Source organism: Geotalea daltonii FRC-32, assembly GCF_000022265.1.
Taxonomy (GTDB): Bacteria; Desulfobacterota; Desulfuromonadia; order Geobacterales; family Geobacteraceae; genus Geotalea; species Geotalea daltonii.
In genome coordinates this window covers 2209950-2231688 of sequence record NC_011979.1, presented here as the reverse complement: position 1 = coordinate 2231688, position 21739 = coordinate 2209950, and the positions used below count along the sequence as shown (strand labels likewise).

At 54.9% G+C, this 21739-nt stretch carries 22 protein-coding genes; 12 read left to right on the top strand and 10 right to left on the bottom strand.

The window, feature by feature from the left end; translation table 11 throughout:
- Positions 1–52: 52 nt before the first annotated feature.
- The 3 genes from pstS to GEOB_RS09895 all read right to left on the bottom strand — a co-directional run bounded on the left by pstS (position 53) and on the right by GEOB_RS09895 (position 2701).
- The gene (pstS, locus tag GEOB_RS09900) at positions 53–1084 is read right to left on the bottom strand and encodes a phosphate ABC transporter substrate-binding protein PstS (protein WP_012647075.1); all 1032 of its coding nucleotides are present in this window, start codon (positions 1082–1084) and stop codon (positions 53–55) included.
- Positions 1085–1099: 15 nt separating this feature from the next.
- The gene (locus GEOB_RS19755) at positions 1100–1294 is read right to left on the bottom strand and encodes a hypothetical protein (protein ID WP_012647074.1); all 195 of its coding nucleotides are present in this window, start codon (positions 1292–1294) and stop codon (positions 1100–1102) included.
- Between the two features lie 189 nt (positions 1295–1483).
- Entirely contained in the window at positions 1484–2701 is a 1218-nt protein-coding gene (locus GEOB_RS09895; protein WP_012647073.1) for a porin, read from the bottom strand.
- Between the two features lie 206 nt (positions 2702–2907).
- Between GEOB_RS09895 and GEOB_RS09890 the strand changes: the two genes are divergently transcribed.
- From GEOB_RS09890 to mtaB, 9 genes are all read left to right on the top strand, one after another.
- Positions 2908–4251 carry a S41 family peptidase gene (locus GEOB_RS09890; protein WP_012647072.1) on the top strand — a complete coding sequence of 448 codons (1344 nt, stop codon included), beginning with the start codon at positions 2908–2910 and terminating at the stop codon, positions 4249–4251.
- Between the two features lie 7 nt (positions 4252–4258).
- Positions 4259–5182 (top strand): tRNA (adenosine(37)-N6)-dimethylallyltransferase MiaA, encoded by a 924-nt coding sequence (gene miaA / locus GEOB_RS09885; RefSeq protein WP_012647071.1) that lies wholly within the window; start codon positions 4259–4261, stop codon positions 5180–5182.
- Positions 5179–6441, top strand: coding sequence for a glycosyltransferase (locus GEOB_RS09880; RefSeq protein ID WP_012647070.1), 1263 nt, complete (start codon positions 5179–5181; stop codon positions 6439–6441). Before miaA ends, GEOB_RS09880 begins: the two co-directional genes overlap by 4 nt.
- A gap of 234 nt (positions 6442–6675) precedes the next feature.
- Positions 6676–8712: a hybrid sensor histidine kinase/response regulator gene (locus GEOB_RS09875; protein ID WP_012647069.1), complete on the top strand. Its 2037-nt coding sequence runs from the start codon at positions 6676–6678 to the stop codon at positions 8710–8712.
- Positions 8713–8810: 98 nt separating this feature from the next.
- A complete protein-coding gene (gene cysE / locus GEOB_RS09870) occupies positions 8811–9488 on the top strand; it encodes a serine O-acetyltransferase (protein ID WP_012647068.1) in 678 nt (225 codons plus the stop codon).
- 1 nt (position 9489) lies between these two features.
- Positions 9490–9915 (top strand): Rrf2 family transcriptional regulator, encoded by a 426-nt coding sequence (locus tag GEOB_RS09865; protein ID WP_012647067.1) that lies wholly within the window; start codon positions 9490–9492, stop codon positions 9913–9915.
- 48 nt (positions 9916–9963) lie between these two features.
- Positions 9964–11100 (top strand): cysteine desulfurase NifS, encoded by a 1137-nt coding sequence (nifS, locus tag GEOB_RS09860; protein WP_012647066.1) that lies wholly within the window; start codon positions 9964–9966, stop codon positions 11098–11100.
- Between the two features lie 15 nt (positions 11101–11115).
- Positions 11116–12228, top strand: coding sequence for a tRNA 2-thiouridine(34) synthase MnmA (gene mnmA, locus GEOB_RS09855; protein WP_012647065.1), 1113 nt, complete (start codon positions 11116–11118; stop codon positions 12226–12228).
- Between the two features lie 53 nt (positions 12229–12281).
- Positions 12282–13598, top strand: coding sequence for a tRNA (N(6)-L-threonylcarbamoyladenosine(37)-C(2))-methylthiotransferase MtaB (gene mtaB / locus GEOB_RS09850; protein WP_012647064.1), 1317 nt, complete (start codon positions 12282–12284; stop codon positions 13596–13598).
- A 178-nt stretch (positions 13599–13776) separates the two neighbouring features.
- Here mtaB and GEOB_RS09845 read toward each other — a convergent pair whose 3' ends face one another.
- Positions 13777–14292 (bottom strand): peptidylprolyl isomerase, encoded by a 516-nt coding sequence (locus GEOB_RS09845; RefSeq protein ID WP_012647063.1) that lies wholly within the window; start codon positions 14290–14292, stop codon positions 13777–13779.
- Between the two features lie 247 nt (positions 14293–14539).
- Here GEOB_RS09845 and GEOB_RS09840 point away from each other — a divergent pair, with 247 nt between their 5' ends.
- Positions 14540–15106, top strand: a complete 567-nt coding sequence (locus GEOB_RS09840; RefSeq protein ID WP_407638385.1) for a peroxiredoxin — start codon at positions 14540–14542, stop codon at positions 15104–15106.
- Positions 15107–15120: 14 nt separating this feature from the next.
- Here GEOB_RS09840 and GEOB_RS09835 read toward each other — a convergent pair whose 3' ends face one another.
- The 5 genes from GEOB_RS09835 to GEOB_RS09815 all read right to left on the bottom strand — a co-directional run bounded on the left by GEOB_RS09835 (position 15121) and on the right by GEOB_RS09815 (position 18827).
- A complete protein-coding gene (locus GEOB_RS09835; protein ID WP_012647061.1) occupies positions 15121–15606 on the bottom strand; it encodes a ferritin-like domain-containing protein in 486 nt (161 codons plus the stop codon).
- Between the two features lie 100 nt (positions 15607–15706).
- A complete protein-coding gene (locus GEOB_RS09830) occupies positions 15707–17743 on the bottom strand; it encodes an ATP-dependent helicase (RefSeq protein ID WP_012647060.1) in 2037 nt (678 codons plus the stop codon).
- Between the two features lie 120 nt (positions 17744–17863).
- Positions 17864–18157 (bottom strand): type II toxin-antitoxin system RelE/ParE family toxin, encoded by a 294-nt coding sequence (locus tag GEOB_RS09825; RefSeq protein WP_012647059.1) that lies wholly within the window; start codon positions 18155–18157, stop codon positions 17864–17866.
- Positions 18154–18384: an addiction module protein gene (locus GEOB_RS09820; protein WP_012647058.1), complete on the bottom strand. Its 231-nt coding sequence runs from the start codon at positions 18382–18384 to the stop codon at positions 18154–18156. Before GEOB_RS09820 ends, GEOB_RS09825 begins: the two co-directional genes overlap by 4 nt.
- Before the next feature lie 95 nt (positions 18385–18479).
- Complete coding sequence (locus tag GEOB_RS09815) at positions 18480–18827, bottom strand: helix-turn-helix domain-containing protein (RefSeq protein WP_012647057.1); 348 nt, start codon at positions 18825–18827, stop codon at positions 18480–18482.
- Between the two features lie 108 nt (positions 18828–18935).
- Between GEOB_RS09815 and ligA the strand changes: the two genes are divergently transcribed.
- On the top strand, positions 18936–20945 hold the full coding sequence (ligA, locus tag GEOB_RS09810) for an NAD-dependent DNA ligase LigA (RefSeq protein ID WP_012647056.1): 2010 nt from the start codon (positions 18936–18938) through the stop codon (positions 20943–20945).
- A 3-nt stretch (positions 20946–20948) separates the two neighbouring features.
- Positions 20949–21224 carry an acylphosphatase gene (locus GEOB_RS09805; protein WP_012647055.1) on the top strand — a complete coding sequence of 92 codons (276 nt, stop codon included), beginning with the start codon at positions 20949–20951 and terminating at the stop codon, positions 21222–21224.
- Positions 21225–21345: 121 nt separating this feature from the next.
- Here the strand turns inward: GEOB_RS09805 and GEOB_RS09800 are convergent, their stop codons facing one another.
- Positions 21346–21735, bottom strand: a complete 390-nt coding sequence (locus tag GEOB_RS09800) for a hypothetical protein (protein ID WP_012647054.1) — start codon at positions 21733–21735, stop codon at positions 21346–21348.
- Positions 21736–21739 lie beyond the last annotated feature (4 nt).

Genomic DNA, 21739 nt, shown 5'->3' with positions numbered 1-21739 from the left:
GCCATCTCCGCAAGGAAATGGCTTTTTTTATTAGGTAAAAAATGGATATCCTTCAGTAACGGATGCTCCGGATCACCTGGTTTACCATACTGCCCAGCTTTTCGGGAAGGGGCGTGTAAAAAAGCGTCGAGGTCATTTTTTCTGCCTTCTTCAACTCCCAGTTCAAAAACTCCACAAGCGCCTTTCCCTTCACCGGGTCTTTCTGTTCCTGATAGACAAGCAGCCAGGTCAGTCCGACTATGGGATAGGCGTCTTTGCCCGCCTGGTTTACCAGTGATACGCGGTAATCATTCTTCACATGTTTTATGGCATCAACCGCCGCTGCCCTGATGGAGCGCATGGTCGGGTTGACAAAGCGGCCGGTCTTGTTTTTCAGCACGGCTGTGGGGAGATTATTGACCATGGTATAAGCATTTTCCATGTAGGCGATGGAAAAGGGCACCGTTCTGATGTGCTCGACCATCTCTTTGCTCCCCTTGCCCCCTATGCCGACCGGCCATTGGACGGTGTTACCCTTGCCTACCTTTCCGGCCCATTCGCTGCTGACACTGGAAAGGTAATCGGTAAAGATGCTGGTGGTGCCGCTGCCGTCACTGCGGTGGACAACAATGATTTTCTGATCGATGGTCTTCAGCTCTTTGTTCAGAGCTACCAGCCGGGAATCGTTCCAGCGGCTGATTTCACCCAGATAAATGGCACTGACGGCCTCCGGGGTAAGTTTCAGTTCCGAATGCAGGCCCGGGATATTGTAACTCAGCACTACTGCCCCCATTACTGTCGGGATCTGCAGGAGTTTTCCCGGGGCGGCTGCCAGCTCCTCATCCGTGAGAAAGCGGTCGCTTGCGCCGAAATTCACCGCCTGCGCCATGATTTGCTTTACCCCCCCGCTGCTGCCGATGGCATCATAGGTAAATGCCACGACCGGATCAACCAGGGTGTAATCCCTGAACCACTTACTGTACAGAGGATACGGAAAGGTTGCTCCTGCCCCCTTGAGTACCGTCTCGGCAAAGGACTGCCCGGCTGAAAGCGTCACGGCTACCGCTGCCAGTATTGCCATATATTTTTTCATTTTGTTGATCATCAGCAAATGTTCCTCTTAGTGAAGGTTGGCTTGAGCTGCGGCAAACCCGGTGCTTTTTTTCGATGGGGGTTCGGCAGAAAGGGGAAAGCTGCGGTGACAGCAACCACATGAAACTTCCTTGCTGTCCATTCTTGTCCACAATGTCATGTTGCGCGAGTCGCACCACTCACAGTACCAGACGTAGTAGTCTCCCATTGGCGTTAATTGCATTTTCGTTCTCCTTTTGTCCTTTTCTTTTCCTACAGGGTAGCCAAGGAATATGCCGGTGGTGTTACAAAAAGGTTAATGATTGGTAAAAACAGGTCCTCATGGCTTCGGGAGCTGTGACGAAATAAAAAAAAGCCCGCCGGGAGGCGGGCCGATAACAATGAAGGAGGCTTATCAAGCTGGGCAGCCTGATTAGAAGATAATCTGTGCCTGCAAACGGTACTGCATGTCGTCTGAACGAGCCGGCTGTTTGTGAATATTGGTCACATCAGCCTGCAGCTTCAGGTTGTGCTTGTTGAAGTAGTAGGAAACGGCCCCGGCGGTTTCCGTCTGAATGTTGTTGGCCTTGTCCCGGTCAGGGTCCACAAAGGAGTAACGGGCTGCCACTTCCAGATGTTTGGGAATGATGAAATAGCCGGCCTGGGCATAGAAACCGTGGGCGCGGAGGGTCTTATCAGTATCCTGGCCGTTTGCATGGCCGAGGAAGTATTCACCCTGAGCGGAGAAGCCCATCCATTTGAAAGCGGCATCGATGCCGACGCTGTTGGTATCGATCTTTTCAGTGCCGAATTTGCTCAATCCTTTACCCAGCCAGCCGTTGGACCCGGCAAAGGTCAGGTTGTTGCTCTCCAGGGCTGTGGCGCTGGTTTTTGCCAGGGTATCCATGAAGTAGCCGGCGCCGATGGACAGGAGCGGTTTCTGGCTATTGTCCAGATCCCCTTCAGAATAGGCCATGTCGCCGAAAGGGTTGACGGCGACCCTTGCCGCAAAGGCGTTGTTGGTGAATTTGCGCTGGGTGTTCTGACCTACCCCGCCGTAAACGCCCAGGTTGTAGTTGAATATCCCTTTGGCAATCTTGCCGTGGACCATGAGCCCGGTATCGCGTCCCATCTTGAAGGTATCGGTGGCATTGGAGCGGTCGACGAACTGCTGGGAGCCGGAAGAGGTGATTTCCTGACGGGCGAACTGGACTTTTTCCTGTCCGACCAGAAACTGTGCCTCGTCCATGAGCCGGTAATTGAGCCAGGCATCCTCAAGAAGCTTTCCCGAATCGGCAAAATTCACCTGAAGCTTGTAGGTGAGGTCTTTGCTGTAGGCATAGCCGTTCATGAACAGCTTCATCCGGCGGACCCTGAATTCGGAAGTATTCTGGCCGCCATCACTGTCGGTAAACGTATAACGGCTCTGGAGGCGGGCTCCCAGGGACATCTGGAATTTTTCATCCGGGGAATTAAAGGTGAACCCCTTCCCAAGCTTGTAATCCAGGGGCTTGCTCTTGGTCACGGCCTTGTAGTCTTCCTCGGTAATAACGCCTTTTTCCTTGAGCACATCCTCCAGTGTCTTGGCCATTGCCCCCTGGCTCATAAGAGCGGCGGTTAAAAGTGCCACTGCTGCAACTCCTGCTTTCATTTTCTCCTCCTTTAGGTTTGCCGGATAACCCGGCTTTAGATTCGCGGATCGTTTTGACTGGCCACATCCTAAATGCACTATGTGGCATTGGTGTTACAGGCAAATTAAAAGATGGTTAAGGGGAAACTGCTTTCAAGTTGACAATTTGCCGGGGTGAATCTAAATTAAGCCGTTCGGCTTATTCACAGAATGGAGGCGCGTCCCGCATGGGCAGAAGCAGAAAAATAATCCTCTCCCTGATCCTGATCATCATTATCCTGGCTTCAGCCATCATCGGCATCATCAACACCCGGAAAAGCATCACCCGGACTGACGACCAGGACTACATTCGACTGTTCGTCGAGGTTGTCGCCATCGTCAAAAAACATTACGTTGAAGAGGTGGAGAGCAAGAAGCTCATGCAGAACGCGGTCAAGGGAATGCTCGCCTCCCTCGACCCCCACAGCGAATACCTTGCGGCTGAACCGTTCAAGGAAATGCAGGTGCACATGTCCGGCTCCTTCGGCGGGTTGGGCATCGAAATCAACATGCTGGACGGCAAGCTGGTGGTGGTCTCCCCCATCGAAGACACCCCTGCCTTCAAGGCCGGCATCAAGCCGGCGGACCACATCTGGAAGATCGACGACAAGCTGACCAGGGGCATGAACATCTCCAAGGCGGTCAGCCTGATGCGCGGCGAAAAGGGAACCAGCGTCACCCTTACCATCCTGCGCAACGGCTCCAGCACCCCGTTGATCTTCCCGTTGGTACGGGACATCATCAAAACTAAAAGTCTCAAGGCAAAAACCCTGGAGCCGGGTTTCGGCTATATCGGCATTGCCGAGTTTCAGGCGAGGACCGGTGAAGATTTCACCAATGCCCTGAAGAAGCTGCGGGAAGAAAATGGTGGCACATTGCGCGGCTTGGTGCTCGATCTTCGTTTTAATCCCGGAGGGCTGGTGGATTCGGCATTCATGGTGGCTGATCGCTTCATTGGCGAAGGGCTCTCCAACGGCCTCATCGTCTACACCGAGGGACGTGAGCCGTCGGCAAAAAGAAGCTGGACCGCCTATGTGGGGGAAAAGGAACCCCGCTATCCGATGGTGGTGCTGATCAACGGCGGCAGCGCCAGCGCCTCGGAAATTGTCGCCGGAGCACTGCAGGATCATAAACGGGCCATCATCATGGGCACCCAGAGCTTCGGCAAGGGATCGGTTCAGAGCGTGCTGCCCCTGAAAAACGGCGACGGCCTCAAACTCACCACTGCAAAATATTATACCCCCAATGGTCGATCCATCCAGGCCAAGGGGATCACCCCCGATATCGTCGTCAGCATGATGAAACCGAAGAATGGAGAGCCGGACAAGGACCAGGCCATCAGGGAAAAAGACCTGGAGAACCATTTCGAGGGAAAAGGGGGTGCAACGGAGCAGAAACAGGAACAGAAGCAGGAAAAGCCTGCCCCCAGGGGCGCTGTCGACAAGTCGAAAAAGGATGACTACCAGCTCTCAAGGGCACTGGACCTCTTGAAGGGGATCGACATGCTGTCCCAGTTGAAGATGAAGAAGTAGTTCCTCGATGCTCTTCAACCTTCTTGTCATACTTGGCCCGACCGCCTCGGGCAAAACCAGGCTGGGGGTGGAACTGGCCCGGCGGTTTTTCGGCGAGGTCCTTTCCGCCGATTCCAGGCAGGTCTATCGGGGCATGGACATCGGCACCGGCAAGGACTTGTCCGAGTATGGGGAAGTTCCCTATCACCTGATCGATATCGTCGATCCCGGTTATGAATTCAATGTCTTTGAGTTCCAGCGCCGCTTCGAGCAAGCCTACAACCATATTACGGAGCGTGGCAAGTTGCCGGTGATGGTTGGGGGAACCGGCATGTACCTTGAATCGGTGCTGAAGGGGTACAGACTGGTAGAAGTGCCTGAGAACGCCCAGCTGCGACGGCAACTGGCCGGTTTTTCTCACGAGGCTCTCATGGAGCGCCTTGGAAACGCCAATCCCCGTCTCCACAACTCCACCGACCTCCTTGACCATCACCGCCTGGTGCGGGCCATCGAAATCGCCGAATATGAGGCTCCCCCGCAGGCGCCGTTCCTCCCCGGCCTGTCCCCCCTGATCTTCGGCATCCAGTGGGATCGTCCGATCCTTCGCCAACGCATAACCGAGAGGCTGAAACTCAGGCTCGACCAGGGGATGATCCAGGAGGTGGAACGGCTGCACGACACCGGCATCCCCTTCGAGACCCTTGAATTCTATGGTCTGGAGTATCGCTTCATTGCCAGGCACCTCAAGGGGGAACTGAGCCGCAACGACATGTTCCAGAAATTGAACAGCGCCATCCACGACTTTGCCAAGCGCCAGTGCACGTGGTTCTCCCGCATGGAACGGCACGGCACGGTCATCCATTGGTTGGACGGCGCCGCAGATCCCCTGGCGGAAGCACTGGGGATCCTTTCCCATCAAAAAACCCAGTCCACTCCATTTTGCCGGCCATGATTCCCACCCCTGTCTCGGATTATCTCCGTAAACGAGGTGTCCGCGCCTGGTCCATTTCCGGCAGGACGGAGACCCTCCATGCCGGAGCAGTCATCATCCCGGCTTTGGCAGAAAGCCCCCGACTTTTTCATACATTGAAGTCGCTGGCAAAGAACCCCCCCGAGCTACTCGACCGGTTCCTGGTGCTGGTGGTGGTCAATCACCGGGAGGATGCGCCGCCAGAGGACAAGACGGATAACGATGCTACGCTCAAAATGCTTGAATCGGGTGATGCCGAGCTGTCCATACCTAATCTGGCATGGGTGGATGCTGCCTCGCCCGGAAGTGAAATGCCCATCAAGGGGGGCGGAGTAGGCCTTGCACGAAAAATCGGCGCCGACCTGGCCCTCCCCTGTCTCGATTATGCCAGCTGCAGTCCTCTTCTTATCTACCTTGATGCCGACACGCTGGTCGAGCCCGATTACCTCCATGCAATTACCCGCCACTTTCAGTATTCGACGGCAGGGGGCGCCGTTATCCCCTTTCGCCACCAGCAGCCGGCAACATATGCGGAGCAGCAGGCGATCGACACCTATGAGCTCTTTCTCCGCTGTTATGTGCTGGGCCTGGAGATTGCCGGGTCCCCCTATGCCTTCCACACGGTAGGAAGCGCCATGGCCTGCCGCGCCATGGATTATGCCCGCATGGGCGGAATGAACAGCCGTGCCGCCGGCGAGGACTTCTATTTCCTTCAGCAGATGCACCGGGTTGCCGGAGTCTCGCAGTTGTGCGGCACCGTGGTACATCCTTCCCCTCGCGCCTCCCATCGGGTGCCGTTCGGTACCGGCAGGTCCATGTCCCGAGTGCTGGCCGGCGAGCCGAATGCCATCGTCTTCCACCAGAGCGAATGCTTTCTGATCCTTAAGGAATGGCTGAAGCTGGTCGCCGACAATCTTGGCTCCGAAGCAGCACAGCTAATGGAGCTAGCCAAAGGAATATCGCCGGAATTAACTGTTTTTCTTGATCAGACAGTGTTTTCACCCACCTGGGACAAGCTGCGGCAGAACAACAAGGACCACAGGTCTCGGCATAAGGCTTTTCATGACTGGTTCGACGGCCTGAGGACCATGAAACTGGTCCACCACCTCTCCGCCACGGCCTTTCCCTGCTGCAGTCCCCATGAATGTGTTCCGGAATTCCTTCGTCTGGCAGGCGAGGCCCCGGCTGAAAGGGTGGCGGACCAGCTAAAAACATTGCAAAAGCGCCAGTTTGCCCCATAGAAACGTGATTTAACCAAATAACACCTTTTCACCACCTATCTTGTTACCACCTCAACATTCAAAGCCTCTCATATATCGTTTTTCTGAGACGAAATCTGCCGATATCGGTTTGCGGATAACCCGCCAGAATCCCTGCTTATCATCTTGCCCGCCCATTGACCGCGACTAGCCACGCTTCAGAACTGATGGCCCTGCTGGTATGTTATTTGCTGCAATGACAAACCGGGTGGTGCGATGAAAGCGACGAAAATTCTCATTGTAGACGATCAAAAGTATGCCAGGCAGATGTTGCGCGACATCCTGGCCCCGCTTCAATTTGTAATCGAAGAGGCCGGTGACGGCCGCGAAGCCGTCATGAAGACAATGGATTTCCGCCCGGATATCATTCTAATGGACCTGATGATGCCCGACATGAGCGGCATCGAAGCCTCCCGCCTGATCAAAAGCGATCTCCAGACAGCCTCCATTCCGATCCTCGTCATTACGGCAAGCAAGGAAAAGAACAACCTGCTCTCCGCTTTTGCCGAAGGAGTCGATGATTACATTACCAAGCCCTTCTCCACCAATGAGCTCCTGGCACGAGTCCAGGCGAACCTTTACAAACGTGACGCACTGATACTGGTGGAACAGAAGAAAACAGATGCCGGGATCATCCTTGACCTTTCCCTCTCAATTGCCTCTACGCTCAATGCCGCAAAGATTCTGCAGATCATTGTCGCCAGGATTGCTGAACACGTCAACATGAGGCGCTGCTCCATCGTCAGGTTCAGCGACAGTAGCCATGGTCATGTTCTCGCCTCCAACGACGATCCCTCAGCAAAGGGATTAAGAATCGAACTGTCCCGTTATCCCGAACTGCAGGAGATGATCCGCACCGGCAAGGCTTTTGTCGTCAAAGATGCCAAGCGTCATCCACTTCTGGCTGAGGTCAGGGAATACATTGAAGATATTGATTTCGACACCATCCTCGTCATCCCCATACACCACGAACAGGAGATCATCGGCGCCCTTATTTTGAGAACAAAGGGTGGGGAAAATTCGTTCGGTAGTCGCGAGCTTGCTTTCTGTCAATCGATCGCCGATGCCGCAGCAAATGCCATAAAAAATGCATCTCTTTTTGAGAAAGTTCTTGAGGAATCGGACGAACTGCGGGAGACGAAAGAAAAGCTGGAAAAAGAACTTAGAGAGAAGACGGTTTACGAAGGTCTCTTCGAACATGCTTCGGAAGGGCTGATGGTATTGAATGCGGCTGGACAGCCGCAGTATGTCAACAGAAGCGCTGCTGAAATGCTCGGTTACAGTGGAAAGCAGATGCTGAAAATGTCGTTGAAGGATTTCCTGGCAGAAGAAAGCCTGCAGGTGGGCATGGAAAACCACATCAACTTCTTCCTGGGGCGTGAATTTTCCAGAAAATACGACGTCCTTTTCAAGACATCCTCAGGGGAAAAGCGTTGTGTCGCCGTCTCGGTCAGTAATCACCGCCTGGAAGGAAACTACGCCATCCTTGCCCTTATTGATGTGACCCGGGAAAGAAGGGACCAGCACCTGCTGGCCGAGGCAAACGAGCGACTGAAGGCCCTTGACCTGCTCAAATCGGAATTCATCTACACGGCCACCAACGACCTGCGTCTGCCGGTAGCAGTCCTGCACAGCAATTGCCTGCAACTGAGAGAGTCGGACACGGAGAACCTTACGGAAACACAGTGCGAGCATCTGGACGCCGCCATTGAAAGCTGCGACCGGCTCATGGACCTTATCGAGGAACTGCTGGACAGCTCCAGGTTCGATCTCAAGGATTATGCCCTGACCATAGGAAAACAGAACATAATGGATCCCATCCGGGAGGTTTACACGGTCCTCGCTCCTTTTGCCAGCGGCAATGGGGTGCAGATGACCGTAACCTCTCTACAGAGCGATATTTTTGGATCCTTTGACGGCGACAAGATCAAATGCGTCCTTACCAACCTGATCGGCAATGCTATCAAATTCACCCCCCGGGGCGGCGAGATCGGCATTTCGGTGGATGCGGACGATCTTGAGCTGAAGATTTCCATATCGGACACAGGGGAAGGAATTCCGGAAGCCTACGTGACCAGGATCTTCAATGAATTTTACCACTTGAAATCAGCCAAGGGCTCCCTTAAAAAAGGAAGCGGTCTGGGGTTGGCCGTCAGCAAAAGGATAATCGATGCCCATAACGGCCGCATCTGGGTCGAAAGCTCAGAGGACAGAGGAACCACTTTCTCCTTCGCCATCCCCCTGACACGCTGAAATTCCCCCGGTTTAATCCCCCTCACATAATAATTGACTGAAATAGTAAGGTATGGTTTAATCTGGCTTAACTTTTGTGCAGCCATGAAAGGAAAGCCATGTTTTCAAGGTTACAACAGGACATCAAGGCGGTATTCGACAGGGACCCTGCAGCAAGAAGCAAGCTGGAGGTGTTTTTCTGTTATCCGGGTCTTCATGCCATCTGGTTCTACCGTGTTTCCCACTGGTTGTGGAAGCACGAGCTGTTCTTTCTCGGCCGTTTCTGCTCACACTGGGGAAGATTTTTCACCGGCATAGAAATTCACCCCGGCGCCAGGATCGGCAAGGGTTTCTTCATCGACCACGGAATGGGAGTGGTGATAGGCGAAACAGCCGAGATCGGCGACAACGTCACCCTTTACCATGGCGTAACCCTTGGTGGAGTCAGCTGGGAGAAAACCAAGCGCCATCCCACACTGGAAGACAACGTGGTGGTCGGCTCGGGGGCCAAAGTCCTTGGACCGTTTACCGTGGGCAGGGACAGCAAGATCGGCTCCAATTCAGTCGTCGTTAAGGAAGTCCCCCCCAATTCCACCGTTGTCGGCATACCTGGCCGGGCCGTAATGGCCGTTGAAAAACCCGCGGAAAAAATGGATCTGCAGCATGGCCAGCTTCCGGATCCTGAAGCCAAGGCCATTTCCTGCCTGTTCGACCAGATCAGGGAATTAGAACGCAAATTTTCCGCTCTCACCCTTGAGCATGAGCAATTGAAAAAGCGGATCGAAGAAGGAAAGTAGCATGCGCTTGTCAACAAGGGCTCAATATGCAGTAAGGGCAATGGTTGATCTTGCCCTTTACTCTACCAGCAAGCCTGTATCGCTCAAAGAAATAGCCCAAAGGGAAGAAATCCCCCTGAGTTACCTGGAACAGCTCTTCTTCCGCCTGAAAAACGGCGGCATCGTCACCAGTATCCGTGGGCCCGGGGGGGGCTACATCCTGGCCAGAGAGAGTTCCCTCATCAAAGTCGGAGAGATCGTCGTCACCGTGGAAGAGCCGCTCAGCCCGGTGGCCTGCATGGATGAGGGCAGCACCGGCTGCTCGCGAATCTCCCAGTGTGTCACCCACAACATCTGGAAAGGGCTGGGGGAAAAAATCCGGGGATTTCTCGATGGTATTACCCTGGAAGACCTGGCCCAGGAAGCGCGACGCAACCTGGAAGCCTGATTTGCCACCTGCCATTACCTTCATAATCCTACACATTTACAGGTCAAAATGATTTACATGGATTACAATGCCACAGCTCCGGTCCATCCGGAAGTTCTTGAGGCGATCCTCCCCTTTTACCGGGAGCAGTTCGGCAATCCTTCCAGCATCCATTGGGCAGGCAGGATGGTCAAGGGTGCGGTGGAGAAAGCCCGTGAAGAGGTGGCCGGGCTGGTGGGCTGCGCACCGTCCGAGATGATTTTCACCTCCTGCGGCTCCGAGTCGGACAACATGGCAATCAAAGGTGTCGCCGCCGCCAATCGCAGCAAGGGCAACCATATCATAACCACATCAGTTGAACATCCAGCCGTGCTCAACAGCTGCCACTATCTGGAACATGAGGGATACCGGATTACCAGGCTGCCGGTCGATAGAGATGGCCTCGTGGACCCGCAGGAGCTGAAGTCGGCTATCGGCGACCAAACCATTCTTGTATCGGCCATGTTTGCCAACAATGAAACCGGCGTCCTTTTCCCTGTTCGGGAAATTGGGGCCATCTGCAGGGAACGCGGAGTTTATTTCCACTGCGATGCCGTGCAGGCGGTGGGCAAGGTACCGGTTGACTGCCGTGGCATGGACATTGGCCTGTTATCCCTCTCCGGCCATAAGATTGGCGCCCCCAAAGGTATCGGTGCACTGGTGGTCAGAAAGGGGATCAAACTGCATCCCCTGCTCCACGGCGGCGCCCAGGAGCGTAACCGGCGAGCCGGCACGGAGAATGTCGCAGGGATTGTCGCTCTGGGCAAAGCATGCCAGATCGCCAGGGAGGAGATGTCTTCCGAGGCTGCAAGAGTGCAGCAGTTGCGTGACCGACTGGAAGAGGGTATCATGGCCATCTTTCCACAGGCAAGTCTGAACGGCCATCGTGAAAACCGCCTGCCGACCACTGCCAACATATCTTTCACAGGACTTGAGGCAGACTCACTGCTCTTGAACCTGGATCTGCAAGGCATCGCCGTCTCGTCCGGTTCCGCCTGCAGCTCAGGAACCCTCAAGGCATCACCGGTCCTCGCTGCCATGGGGGTCGATCCTGCTTCGGCCAAAGGTTCCGTTCGTTTCTCACTGGGCAGGACAAATACCGAAGAAGAGGTAAATTACTTACTGGGGGTCCTGCCGGAGATCCTGCAGCGGCTTCAGCAAAAATAGAGACAGATAAGGCCCATGAATAAAGAAAAGAGCAAAAAACGTGTTGTCATCGCCATGAGCGGTGGCGTCGATTCATCGGTTTCGGCAGCCCTTCTCCAGGAGCAGGGCTTTGAAGTGATCGGCATTTCCATGCAGGTCTGGGACTATGGCAAATTTGCTGCCGCCGAGGGCGAAAAATTCGATACCTGCTGCTCCCTGGACGACATCCATGACGCCAGGCGGGTGGCGGAGCAATTGGGTATTCCCTTTTATGTGGTCAATTTCGAGGATGAATTCGAAGACCTGGTCATTAAAGACTTCGTCGATGAGTACCTGAAGGGCCGCACCCCCAATCCCTGCGTCCGCTGCAATCAATGGATCAAGTTCGAACTGCTCCTGAAAAAAGCCCGTGGGCTCGGTGCCGATTTTATCGCCACCGGCCACTACGCAAGGACCCTGCGGGACGACACTGGCCGCTTCCATCTCCTTAAGGGGGTAGACCAGACCAAGGACCAGTCATATTTCCTCTTCACCCTCACCCAGGAACAGCTGGCCATGACCCTTTTCCCCCTGGGGGAAATGACCAAGACGCAGGTGCGGGCACTTGCCGCCAGGTACAATCTGCGGGTGGCGGAAAAGGGGGAAAGCCAGGAAATATGCTTCGTCCCCGACAACGATTACGTACGTTTCATCGAGGAAGAGCGGGGCAAGGAGCTTCTCTCCGGCAATATCGTCGACCGGAGCGGCAAGATACTCGGCAGGCACCGGGGCACCTACCGCTATACCATCGGCCAACGCCGGGGATTGGGTATTGCCCATCCCGAGCCGCTCCATGTCCTTGAATTGAACGCCGAAACAAAAGAGGTGGTGGTAGGGCCGAAGGATGCCCTGTTCAGCCATGGCCTTGTTGCGGCCAACACCAACTGGATCAACCCGGCACCTGATGCTGCCATCGTGGCAACATGCAAGATCAGGTACCGTCACCAGCCCGTCTCCTGCACGGTCAAGCCGCTGCCATGTAGCCGGGTGGAGGTCAGGTTCGCCGAGCGGGAAAAATCGGTCACCCCCGGACAGGCGGTGGTTTTTTATGAAGGGGACACTGTGCTGGGCGGCGGCTGGATCGAAAAAGCAGTTGATGGTTGTTGGTGATTGGTGATTGGAAAAAACAGACGGTACCACAAGCAATAGATGGGTGATGGTGAATGGTGAATAAACAAAAACAGACGGTGGCCATAACCACGCTCGGCTGCAAGATAAACCAGTTCGAATCGGCCGCCATGGCCGAAACGTTGGGCAAGGAAGGCTTCTCCATTGTCCCCTTTGATGGTGCTGCAGATATCTACGTCATCAATACCTGCACCGTCACCTCCAAAACCGACGCCGAATCCCGCCGCCTCATCCGCCGCGCATCACGGCAGAATCCCTCGGCAAAGATCGTCGTCACCGGCTGTTACGCCCAGGTCGCCTTCGAAGAACTGCAGGACATGCCGGGGGTCAATCTCATCCTCGGCAACAGCGAAAAAAAAGGCATTGCCGAAATGCTCAAGGATCTTGGCGAAAACCAGCGGGTGCTGGTGTCAGACATCTCCCGTGAACTGAATGAACGGGGGACACGACTGGAGAGCTTCGCCGAGCATACCAGGGCCTTTCTCCAGGTGCAGAACGGCTGCGATGCCTTCTGTTCCTACTGTATCGTCCCCTATGCACGGGGCAGAAGCCGAAGCGTCTCGTTGGAAGAAGCTTTAGCCGGTATCCGGACCTTTGCCGAGCGCGGCTTTAAGGAAGTGGTCCTTACCGGAATCCATCTGGGTGCCTATGGGCTGGACCTGAACCCGCCTCTGTCGCTGCTCGACCTATTGAACGCCGCCGAAAAAGAGCGGCTGGTGGAAAGGATCCGCATCGGCTCGGTGGAACCCACCGAGGTTTCGGATGCCCTGATCAGCTTCCTTGCCAAATCAGCTACAGTATGTCCCCATCTGCATATCCCGCTGCAGAGCGGCCACGACCGCGTGCTCAAGGCCATGAACCGCAACTACTCCACCGCTGATTTCCGCTCGGTAATGGAGAAGCTCGATACCGACCTCCCCTCCATCTGTATCGGCACCGATATCATCACCGGTTTCCCCGGCGAGACCGATGATGAATTCCAGGATGGCTACCGGTTCCTGGAATCCCTGCCACTTGCCTATTTCCACGTTTTCCCCTTTTCTCCCCGCTCGGGAACCCCAGCCGCAACCATGGAAGGTCATGTCCACAGCAGTGTCATCAAGGAGCGGGCCAAGGCCCTGCGCAAGCTGTCCGAAGAAAAGAAAAAATCCTTTTACCGCAGCTTCATCGGCGAAAAACTTCAGGTACTTGTCCAGACCCGGGAAGGCGACCTGCTCAAGGGGCTGTCCCGCAACTATATTCCGGTTTTCATGGAGGGGGATGATGACCTGTTGAAGACGGAGCAACTGGTGAGGATAACTGGAGTGGAACGGGAAAAGGTAACGGGAGAGGTAATCTCCTCTGCCCCATAGCGGCAATGTGACCCCCCTCAGTCCCCCCTATTTCATAGGGGGGAAGCGAACGGAGTGAGCAGGGGGTGATTCCCTGTTTCATAGGGGGGATCGAGGGGGGGTGAGCAGGGGAGCAGGCTTCAGGCAAAAGGAAAGGCCGCAGAATCTTCCCCGGCCTTTTCTTTGTGCGTAAATGCAACTACTCGACCAGCTTGATGGAGTTGATGAAAACTGTCTCCACCGGCACGTCACCATGACCTGCCTTGGAACCGGTCTTGACTTCCTTGATTGCATCGACCACATCCATTCCTTCGCTCACCTGGCCGAAAACGGCATAGCCGAAGAGGTCGGGAGATTTGCCCCGGTGGTCAAGAAACGGGTTATCAACCACATTGATGAAAAATTGCGAGGTGGCGCTGTCGACAACGCTGGTCCTGGCCATGGCCAGGGTGCCGCGCTTGTTGGAAACCCCGTTGGCGGCTTCGTTTTTGATGGCGAACTTGGTTTTTTTAGGCTGCATGTCGGCATCCATGCCACCCCCCTGGACCATAAAGGTCTTTATGACACGATGGAATATGAGGCCGTCGTAGTAGCCGTCTTTCACATAGGAAAGGAAATTGCGCACCGAGATGGGCGCCTTGTCCTTGAACAACTCAATTTTTACCGTTCCCATAGATGTTTCCATCACCACCTGGGGATTCTGCTCTTCACTCATCACCAATTCTCCTTTTCACATAAGAATGTTCTCCTTCTACCACAAAAGCCGGCAAAGGAGAACTGTTTTTCGCCGGTGCAAAGCCTTGCAAAGCCATCCTGCTTGGATACAATCAACAGATGACAAATCCAGGCACAAGGAGCCACAGATGAACTTGAGATACATGGTCGTCATGGCAGGCGTGGTGTGTTTATTTTTCGCCACAACACCGGTACAGGCAGCTGCAGACATGCCGGCCAGGATGATGATGCACAGCATGCAGGATATGATGAAGGCAAAGCAGGCCAAGGTGGGACAACCGGCGCCGGAATTCACCCTTGACGGGGTTGTCGGAACTGAACCGGGGAAAGAATTCTCCACCATCAGCCTGTCGGATTACAGCGGAAAATGGCTGGTGCTCTTTTTCTATCCCATGGATTTCACCTTTGTCTGCCCCACCGAGATCAAGGGTTTCAATGAAGCCCTTCCCCAGTTCAAAAAACTGGGAGCGGAAGTGCTGGGCGTTTCGGTGGACAGCAAATACGCCCATCTGGCCTGGATCAAGCGGGGCGACCTGGGCAAGCTGAACTATCCTCTCCTTTCCGATCTGAAAAAGGAAGCCGCAGAACAGTACGGGATTCTTGATGAAGCGGAAGGGGTCGCCCAGCGGGGGTTGTTCGTCATCGACCCCAAAGGAATCCTGCAGTACCAGGTGGTGCACAACATGGATGTGGGCAGAAGCGTCGAGGAGACTCTGCGGGTGCTGGAAGCCCTGCAGTCCGGCGCCCTTTGCCCCCTTGGCTGGAAGCCGGGGCAGAAGACCATCGGCAAGTGAACGAGCAGGTTGTTCTAAAGCGGCTTCAGATTGGAAAACTCCCGCCACTCCAGGAAATACTCCGGCCGCAGGGTGTAGTCGTAGAGGTTTTCCACGATGTTGTAATGCTTCTTCTCCTCATCGGCTATCTTCTGCAGCAGGGCAATAATCGCTGCATCATTTTCCTTTTTTGCCATGTCCTCGTAAAGACGTACACTGTCCGCCTCGATCTTCATGGCGTACTGGAAGGCGTCATGCTCCTTCCTCAGGCCTTCCGCCAAGGTCTTTTCAGCGCGAATCCCTTCGAAAACGTTCCTGGTGTTTTCCAGAACCGTCGTGTCGGCCATTGTCACAGCGCCACCTTCCCGCATGGCGACAATGGTGTCATAGTGTTTCTGCTCGTCGGCGGCAAGCATGGAGAAGACACTCTTCAGGCCCCGGTGCGGGGTTTCTGCCGCCATTTTTTCATAGAAAGCCTTGCCGTCCACTTCCATCTTCATGGCAAATTGATAAAGGTCCATAGCTCCTCCCCACCGCAGGAATCCCTACAGTAATAAAGGTAACATGGGAAAATGGAAATGCCAGTCGCCGGAGCAAAATCTGCCGTTGCCCTGACAGCAGTTATTCCAGCATCGCCTTCATCCTGGCAAAGAAATCATCGGCCATTTTATCCGTTTCCTCTTCGGTCAAGGTCTTGGCTGCGATGCCTTGCTGCTCTTTGACCAGATGCGCCGGAATTTCTTCAAGAAACCGGCTCGGCACCCGTTCCTGCAGTTTGCCGTACTTCTTGCGCTGCAGACAGCGGGTCATCACCAGATGTTTTCTGGCGCGGGTGATCCCCACATAGCAGAGCCGGCGCTCCTCATCTACGGAAAAATCCTCATAGATGGACCGCTTGTGGGGAAGGATCTCCTCTTCCATCCCCACCAGGAAGACAAAAGGAAACTCCAGCCCCTTGCTGGAATGGAGCGACATGAGCGTCACGGCATCTCGGCCGTGCTCCTTCTTGTCCTTGCCCGAGAAGCGGTCCTCGTCCATGAGGGAGACTTTTTCCAGAAAACCGGACAGGGAAGGCATGGGAATCCTCTCCTCATAGGCAGCCATGGAGTTGACGATCTGCTCGATGTTTTCCGCCTTCCTCCTGGCCAGCACCGGATCATCTATGGTCCGGTACAGCTCGTCCTCCAGTCCCAGACGTTTGAAAAGCCGCTTCCCTTTTTCCGCCAGTTCACCCTCTTGCTCGAAAATGGTCATCTCCTCGGCCAGCAGCCGGTGTAAATCCCGCACTTTCAGCTTTGTCGCTTCTGCGACCCCCTCGATCTCGTCGACCCTACCGAAGGCCTCGAACAGGGGACAGCCCTGCTCCATGGACCACTGGTTGATCCTCACCACCGTGCTGTCGCCGATCCCCCGCTTGGGGAAGTTGACGATGCGCAACAGAGCTATCTCGTCATTGGCGTTGCCGATCACCTTGAGGTAGGAAATGGCGTCCTTTACCTCCTTGCGCTCGAAGAACTGCATGCCGCCGATGAGCACATAGGGTATGTCCTCGAAGCGCAGTTGTTCCTCGAAGGCACGGCTTTGGGCATTGGTACGGTAAAGGATGGCAAAGTCGCTGTAGGCAAGATTGTGGGCCAGCCGCTCCACCTGGACCCTTTCGACCACCGTGGTGGCCTCCTCTTCATCATCCTGAACGACAATGATGTCCAGGGGACGGCCGCTGCCGGAAGCTGTCCAGAGCCGTTTCTCCTTACGCTTTTCATTGTGGCCGATGACATGGTTTGCTGCCTCCAGGATATTGCCGGTGGAGCGGTAGTTCTGTTCCAGCTTGATGACCCGGCACTCCTTGAAATCCTTCTCGAAATCAAGAATGTTGCCCACGTCCGCGCCGCGCCAGCCGTAGATGCTCTGGTCGTCATCCCCCACCACACAGAGATTACCGTAGCCGCCGGCCAGGAGGTGTACCAGCAGATATTGGGAGGCATTGGTGTCCTGATATTCATCGACCATCACATAGCGGAAGCGTTCCTGCCAGTGCTTTAGCACCTCGGGGTGATTCTGCAGCAGGTCAGCCGTCAGCATGATGATGTCGTCGAAATCGATGGCATTGAAGGCCTTCAGTGCCGACTGGTAGCGGGGATAGACCTCCGCTGCCAGCAGCTCGTATTCGTCGCCGAAGCGGGGAACGTAGCGGTCCGGGGTGATCAGCTTGTTTTTCGCCGCCGAGATCTTCCAGATGATGGTATCCCCATCGAACTTCTTGCCGTCGATATTGACCTCGCGCATGATCTGCTTGATCAGGCCGATCTGATCGGTGGTCGAATAGATGGAGAAATTCTTCTTGTAACCGAGCCGCTCTATGTCCCGGCGCAGGATGCGCACCCCCAGGGAATGGAAGGTGGAGATGATGAGCCCCTTGCAGGCGGCCCGCCCCACCAGTCCATCCACCCGCTCCCGCATCTCCTTGGCCGCCTTGTTGGTGAAAGTCACCGCCAGGATATTGGCCGGCGGCACTTTCTTGTCCAGAAGCAGATGGGCAATGCGGTAGGTGATGACCCCGGTCTTGCCGGAACCCGCCCCGGCCAGGACCAGGAGCGCCCCTTCGGTATGTTTTACCGCCGCCAGTTGCTGGGGATTGAGGTTGAATAAATCGAGCAAATTCCGTCTCCCATGGGATCGTCAGACACAAAACAGCCGGGTCAGATTGTACCCGGCTGGTCATTGATAACAGAGGCAGATTTTTAAATCAAGGAGGCGATATGTGTGCCAAGCGTCCGATTAATGGCGACGTCTCCAGTAGCCCGGCTCACGTCGCAAGTGCATGACGGCAAGTATGTAAATTCGATCTGATTCATTGCGGAAAATAATGCCGAAGGGAAAAGCGGGAAGGATCAAGCGCCGATTCGGGGAAGAAAATTTGGTCCATGCTTCGGGGCGTTCGGCTATCAGTTTGAAACCTTTCTCGACCTCGTCAAGAAAGAGCTTGCCAAGTCCGGAAATGCGTTCCTCGTAGAAAACGGCAGAAGCAATCATCTCCCTTTTCGCTTCAGGGTGGATGACAACAGGCTTCATTTCAATTCTTCTCTTGCTTCCTTCAACGCCTCATACACCGGTTGGCATTCCACAGTACCATTTTCAATCTCTGCATAGCGGGCTTCTGTCTCCAGCACCCACAGCGCCTCGACGTCTTCACCCTCCGCATTGTCGAGACTGGAGATCAATTGTTTTGCCAGCAAGGCCCGCTTCGCAACAGGAAGTCCCAAAAGCTCTATCGTCATTTCTTCCATTGTTATTTTCATATCTGTCTCCTCGTCAGAAGTCATAGAGGGCCGCTACCACGAAAACAGTAACACATCCCAAAATTCATGACAACTTTAAGGACAGATTTCGACTGTTATTCCTTATCGTCGTGCCTGGTAGCGTTGGTGGTTATCTTGAGGATACTTTCTTTAATTTCTTTGTTGGGGATGGAGCGGTAGGCGTCGAGGAGGAGTTTTTCGGAAACGGCAAGGGGCAGTACATCCTCTCCGGTTGCAAAAAACTCCTGAACAGACACTGAAAGCGCATCCGCCACCCGCTGAAGCTTATCCGTATTCATCTTGTCCTTGCCGTATTCATATTTTTGTATCTGACCCTTTGATACCCCGACGTGTTCCGCCAGCTTTTCCTGACTGATACCCGCCCGCTCCCGCAGTTGGTTGCCTAATAAGGGGATTGAGGGGGGGCATTTTACCCATGACAAAAATTATTGTCAGCTAAAAATACGTTGGGTTTCCCTGCATTTGCCAACCCTCCCCCGCTGTGCTATAAACACCATATTCGTACACCCCGCCGAGGAGCCAATCCACCCATGGACAGAACAGCCGCACAGCTTCGAATACAGGAGCTGCACCGGGAAATCAACCGTCATAATTACCTCTACTATGTGGAAGACCGGCCCGAAATCACCGATGCCGAGTATGATCTGCTCCTGCGCGAACTGCAACAGCTGGAAAAGGAATTCCCGGACCTTGTCACCGCGGACTCCCCCACCCAGCGGGTCGGGGCGGCCCCCCTGGATAAATTCAACCAGGTAAGCCACCGCCTGCCGATGCTCTCCCTAGAAAACGCATTCAATGAGGGAGAGATGCGTGATTTCGACGAGCGCATCAAGCGTTACCTGGGCCTACCCATGGCAAAGGAGATTGAGTACGTATGCGAGCCAAAGATGGATGGGCTGGCGGTGGAGCTTATCTATGAGGAAGGCTCCCTCACGTTCGGGTCCACGCGCGGCGACGGCTATGTGGGAGAGGATGTCACCCAGAACCTGAAAACGGTCAAGTCGATCCCCCTGCGCCTCCATTGCTCGCCCCCGCCCAGCCTGGTCGAGGTCAGGGGCGAGGTTTACCTGGGGCTGGCCCCCTTTCAGAAACTGAACATGGATCGGGAAGAAGCCGGCCTTCCCCCCTTTGCCAATCCGCGTAACGCTGCTGCGGGCTCCCTGCGCCAGTTGGACCCACGGATTACCGCCAGGCGGCCCCTCTCCATCTTCTGCTATGCGCCGGGTCTTGTTGAAGGATATGAATTTACCTCCCAAAGCCAAATGCTCGCCACCCTGCCCCAATGGGGGCTGCCCGTAAACCCTTTGATCAAAAAAGTTGCCGGTATCGACGCTGTCCTGGCCTATTACCGGGAAATAGGCGAGACACGGGAGTCGCTCCCCTATGAAATTGACGGTGTGGTGATCAAGGTGGACTCCTTCGATCTGCAGCGCGATCTGGGGGAAAAAACCCGCTCTCCCCGCTGGGCCATTGCCTGGAAATTTCCGCCGCGACAAGCGGTAACGGTCGTCGAAGATATCGTTCCCCAGGTTGGGCGCACCGGTGTCATCACCCCCGTTGCCCATCTCAAGCCGGTTGAGGTTTCGGGGGTGATGGTGTCCAGGGCAACCCTCCACAATTGGGAAGAAATGGAGAAAAAAGACATCCGTAAAGGAGATACGGTGGTCGTGGAGCGAGCCGGCGATGTCATTCCGGCCGTGGTCAAGGTCATGACAGAGAAGCGGCTGGAGGGTGCGGAGCTTTTGGCGGTTCCTGCTGCCTGTCCCGAGTGCGGTTCGGAGATCGTCAAGATACCGGGAGAAGTGGCAATCCGCTGCCTGGGGCTCACCTGCCCGGCCCAGATCAGGGAGACCATCATCCATTTCGCCTCGCGCCATGCCATGGATATAGAGGGGATGGGTGACAAGTACGTGGAGCAGCTGCTGCGGCTTGAGCTGGTTAAGACCGTCGCCGACCTCTACTATCTGACAAAGAAAGACTTCATGCGTTTCGAGCGCATGGGGGACAAACTGGCGGAGAACCTGCTTAATGCCATAGAGGCCAGCAAGCACCGGGAGCTGTCACGCTTCATCTTCGCCCTGGGCATCAGGCACGTTGGGGAGCACACGGCAAAGCTTCTGGCCAGTGCCTTCGGCAGCGTCGAGCACCTGGAAAAGGCGACGGAAGAGGAGCTGCTTTCCATCCGCGAAGTCGGCCCCCAGGTGGCCCAGAGCGTCCGCACCTTTTTCCGCAACCCGGCCAATCGGGAGGTGATCGAGCGCATGTTTGCCGCAGGAGTCAGACCGGCTGTGGAAGAAAAAAGGCTGGGAGGACGCTTTACCGGCAAGACCTTCGTCTTCACCGGCGCCCTCACCCGCTTCACCCGTGATGATGCAAAAAACATGGTAGAAAATGAAGGTGGGCACGCCGCCGGCTCGGTCTCGAAAAAGACTGACTATGTGGTTGCCGGAGCCGAGGCGGGAAGCAAACTGGACAAGGCCCGGCAGCTTGGTGTGAATGTGCTGACGGAAGATGAATTCTTGAAGATGCTGGAGGGATGACAAGTGAAGATTCGTGCCATGGTAACAATAACCGGTCTTGTGCAAGGGGTGGCTTTTCGCCAGAGCACCCAGCAGACCGCACAGAGGTTGAATGTCTGCGGCTGGGTGAAAAACCTCCCTGACGGGTCCGTTCAGGGATGTTTCGAGGGTGAAGAAACCGATGTGGAGACCTTGATTGGGTGGTGCCATGAAGGACCAAGTCGGGCAGAGGTAAGCGGAGTCAATGTAAAGAAAGAGCCATTTTCCGGGCAATTCGAGAGTTTTCGTATTTCCTATTGAAGCAGCACATTAGCCGTCAGAAAAAAAGGCAAGAAAGCAAGGGCATTTAAGCCACAGCTTCTTGCCTTTTAGATTTTCTGTCGGATATGCACCTCAACCAGCCGGCACTGCCGTTATCAACTCAGAGGCAGCATACCGTTCCACTCCTGAAGGTAAGTTCCAAAGCCGGTTCCCTGTGAGTCCATCCAAGGCTGAATAATACATCCACCAATCGCACCGAATTCAGTTGCGCATCCAGTAGATCAGAACAGATCATCACTGTGGTTGAGCGAGTTGTTGCACGCAGCCCGGCAATGTAAGGTAGCCCGTTTACCACAAAGGGAATGGAAACTCTTTCGCCTTCCCTGTAAGGAAGGGGGCCGGCATCTTCCTTCTTGATGTTTATTATCAAGAGCGGCAGTGTATCTCGGTAAAAACCGACTTTTGCCACCTTGCCTAAAATTGTCATGGGCTTAGGCGGCGCCATCTGGCGCCGCCCTTCAGTTTCACTTCTTGCTGTTTGTCCGTTCATATTG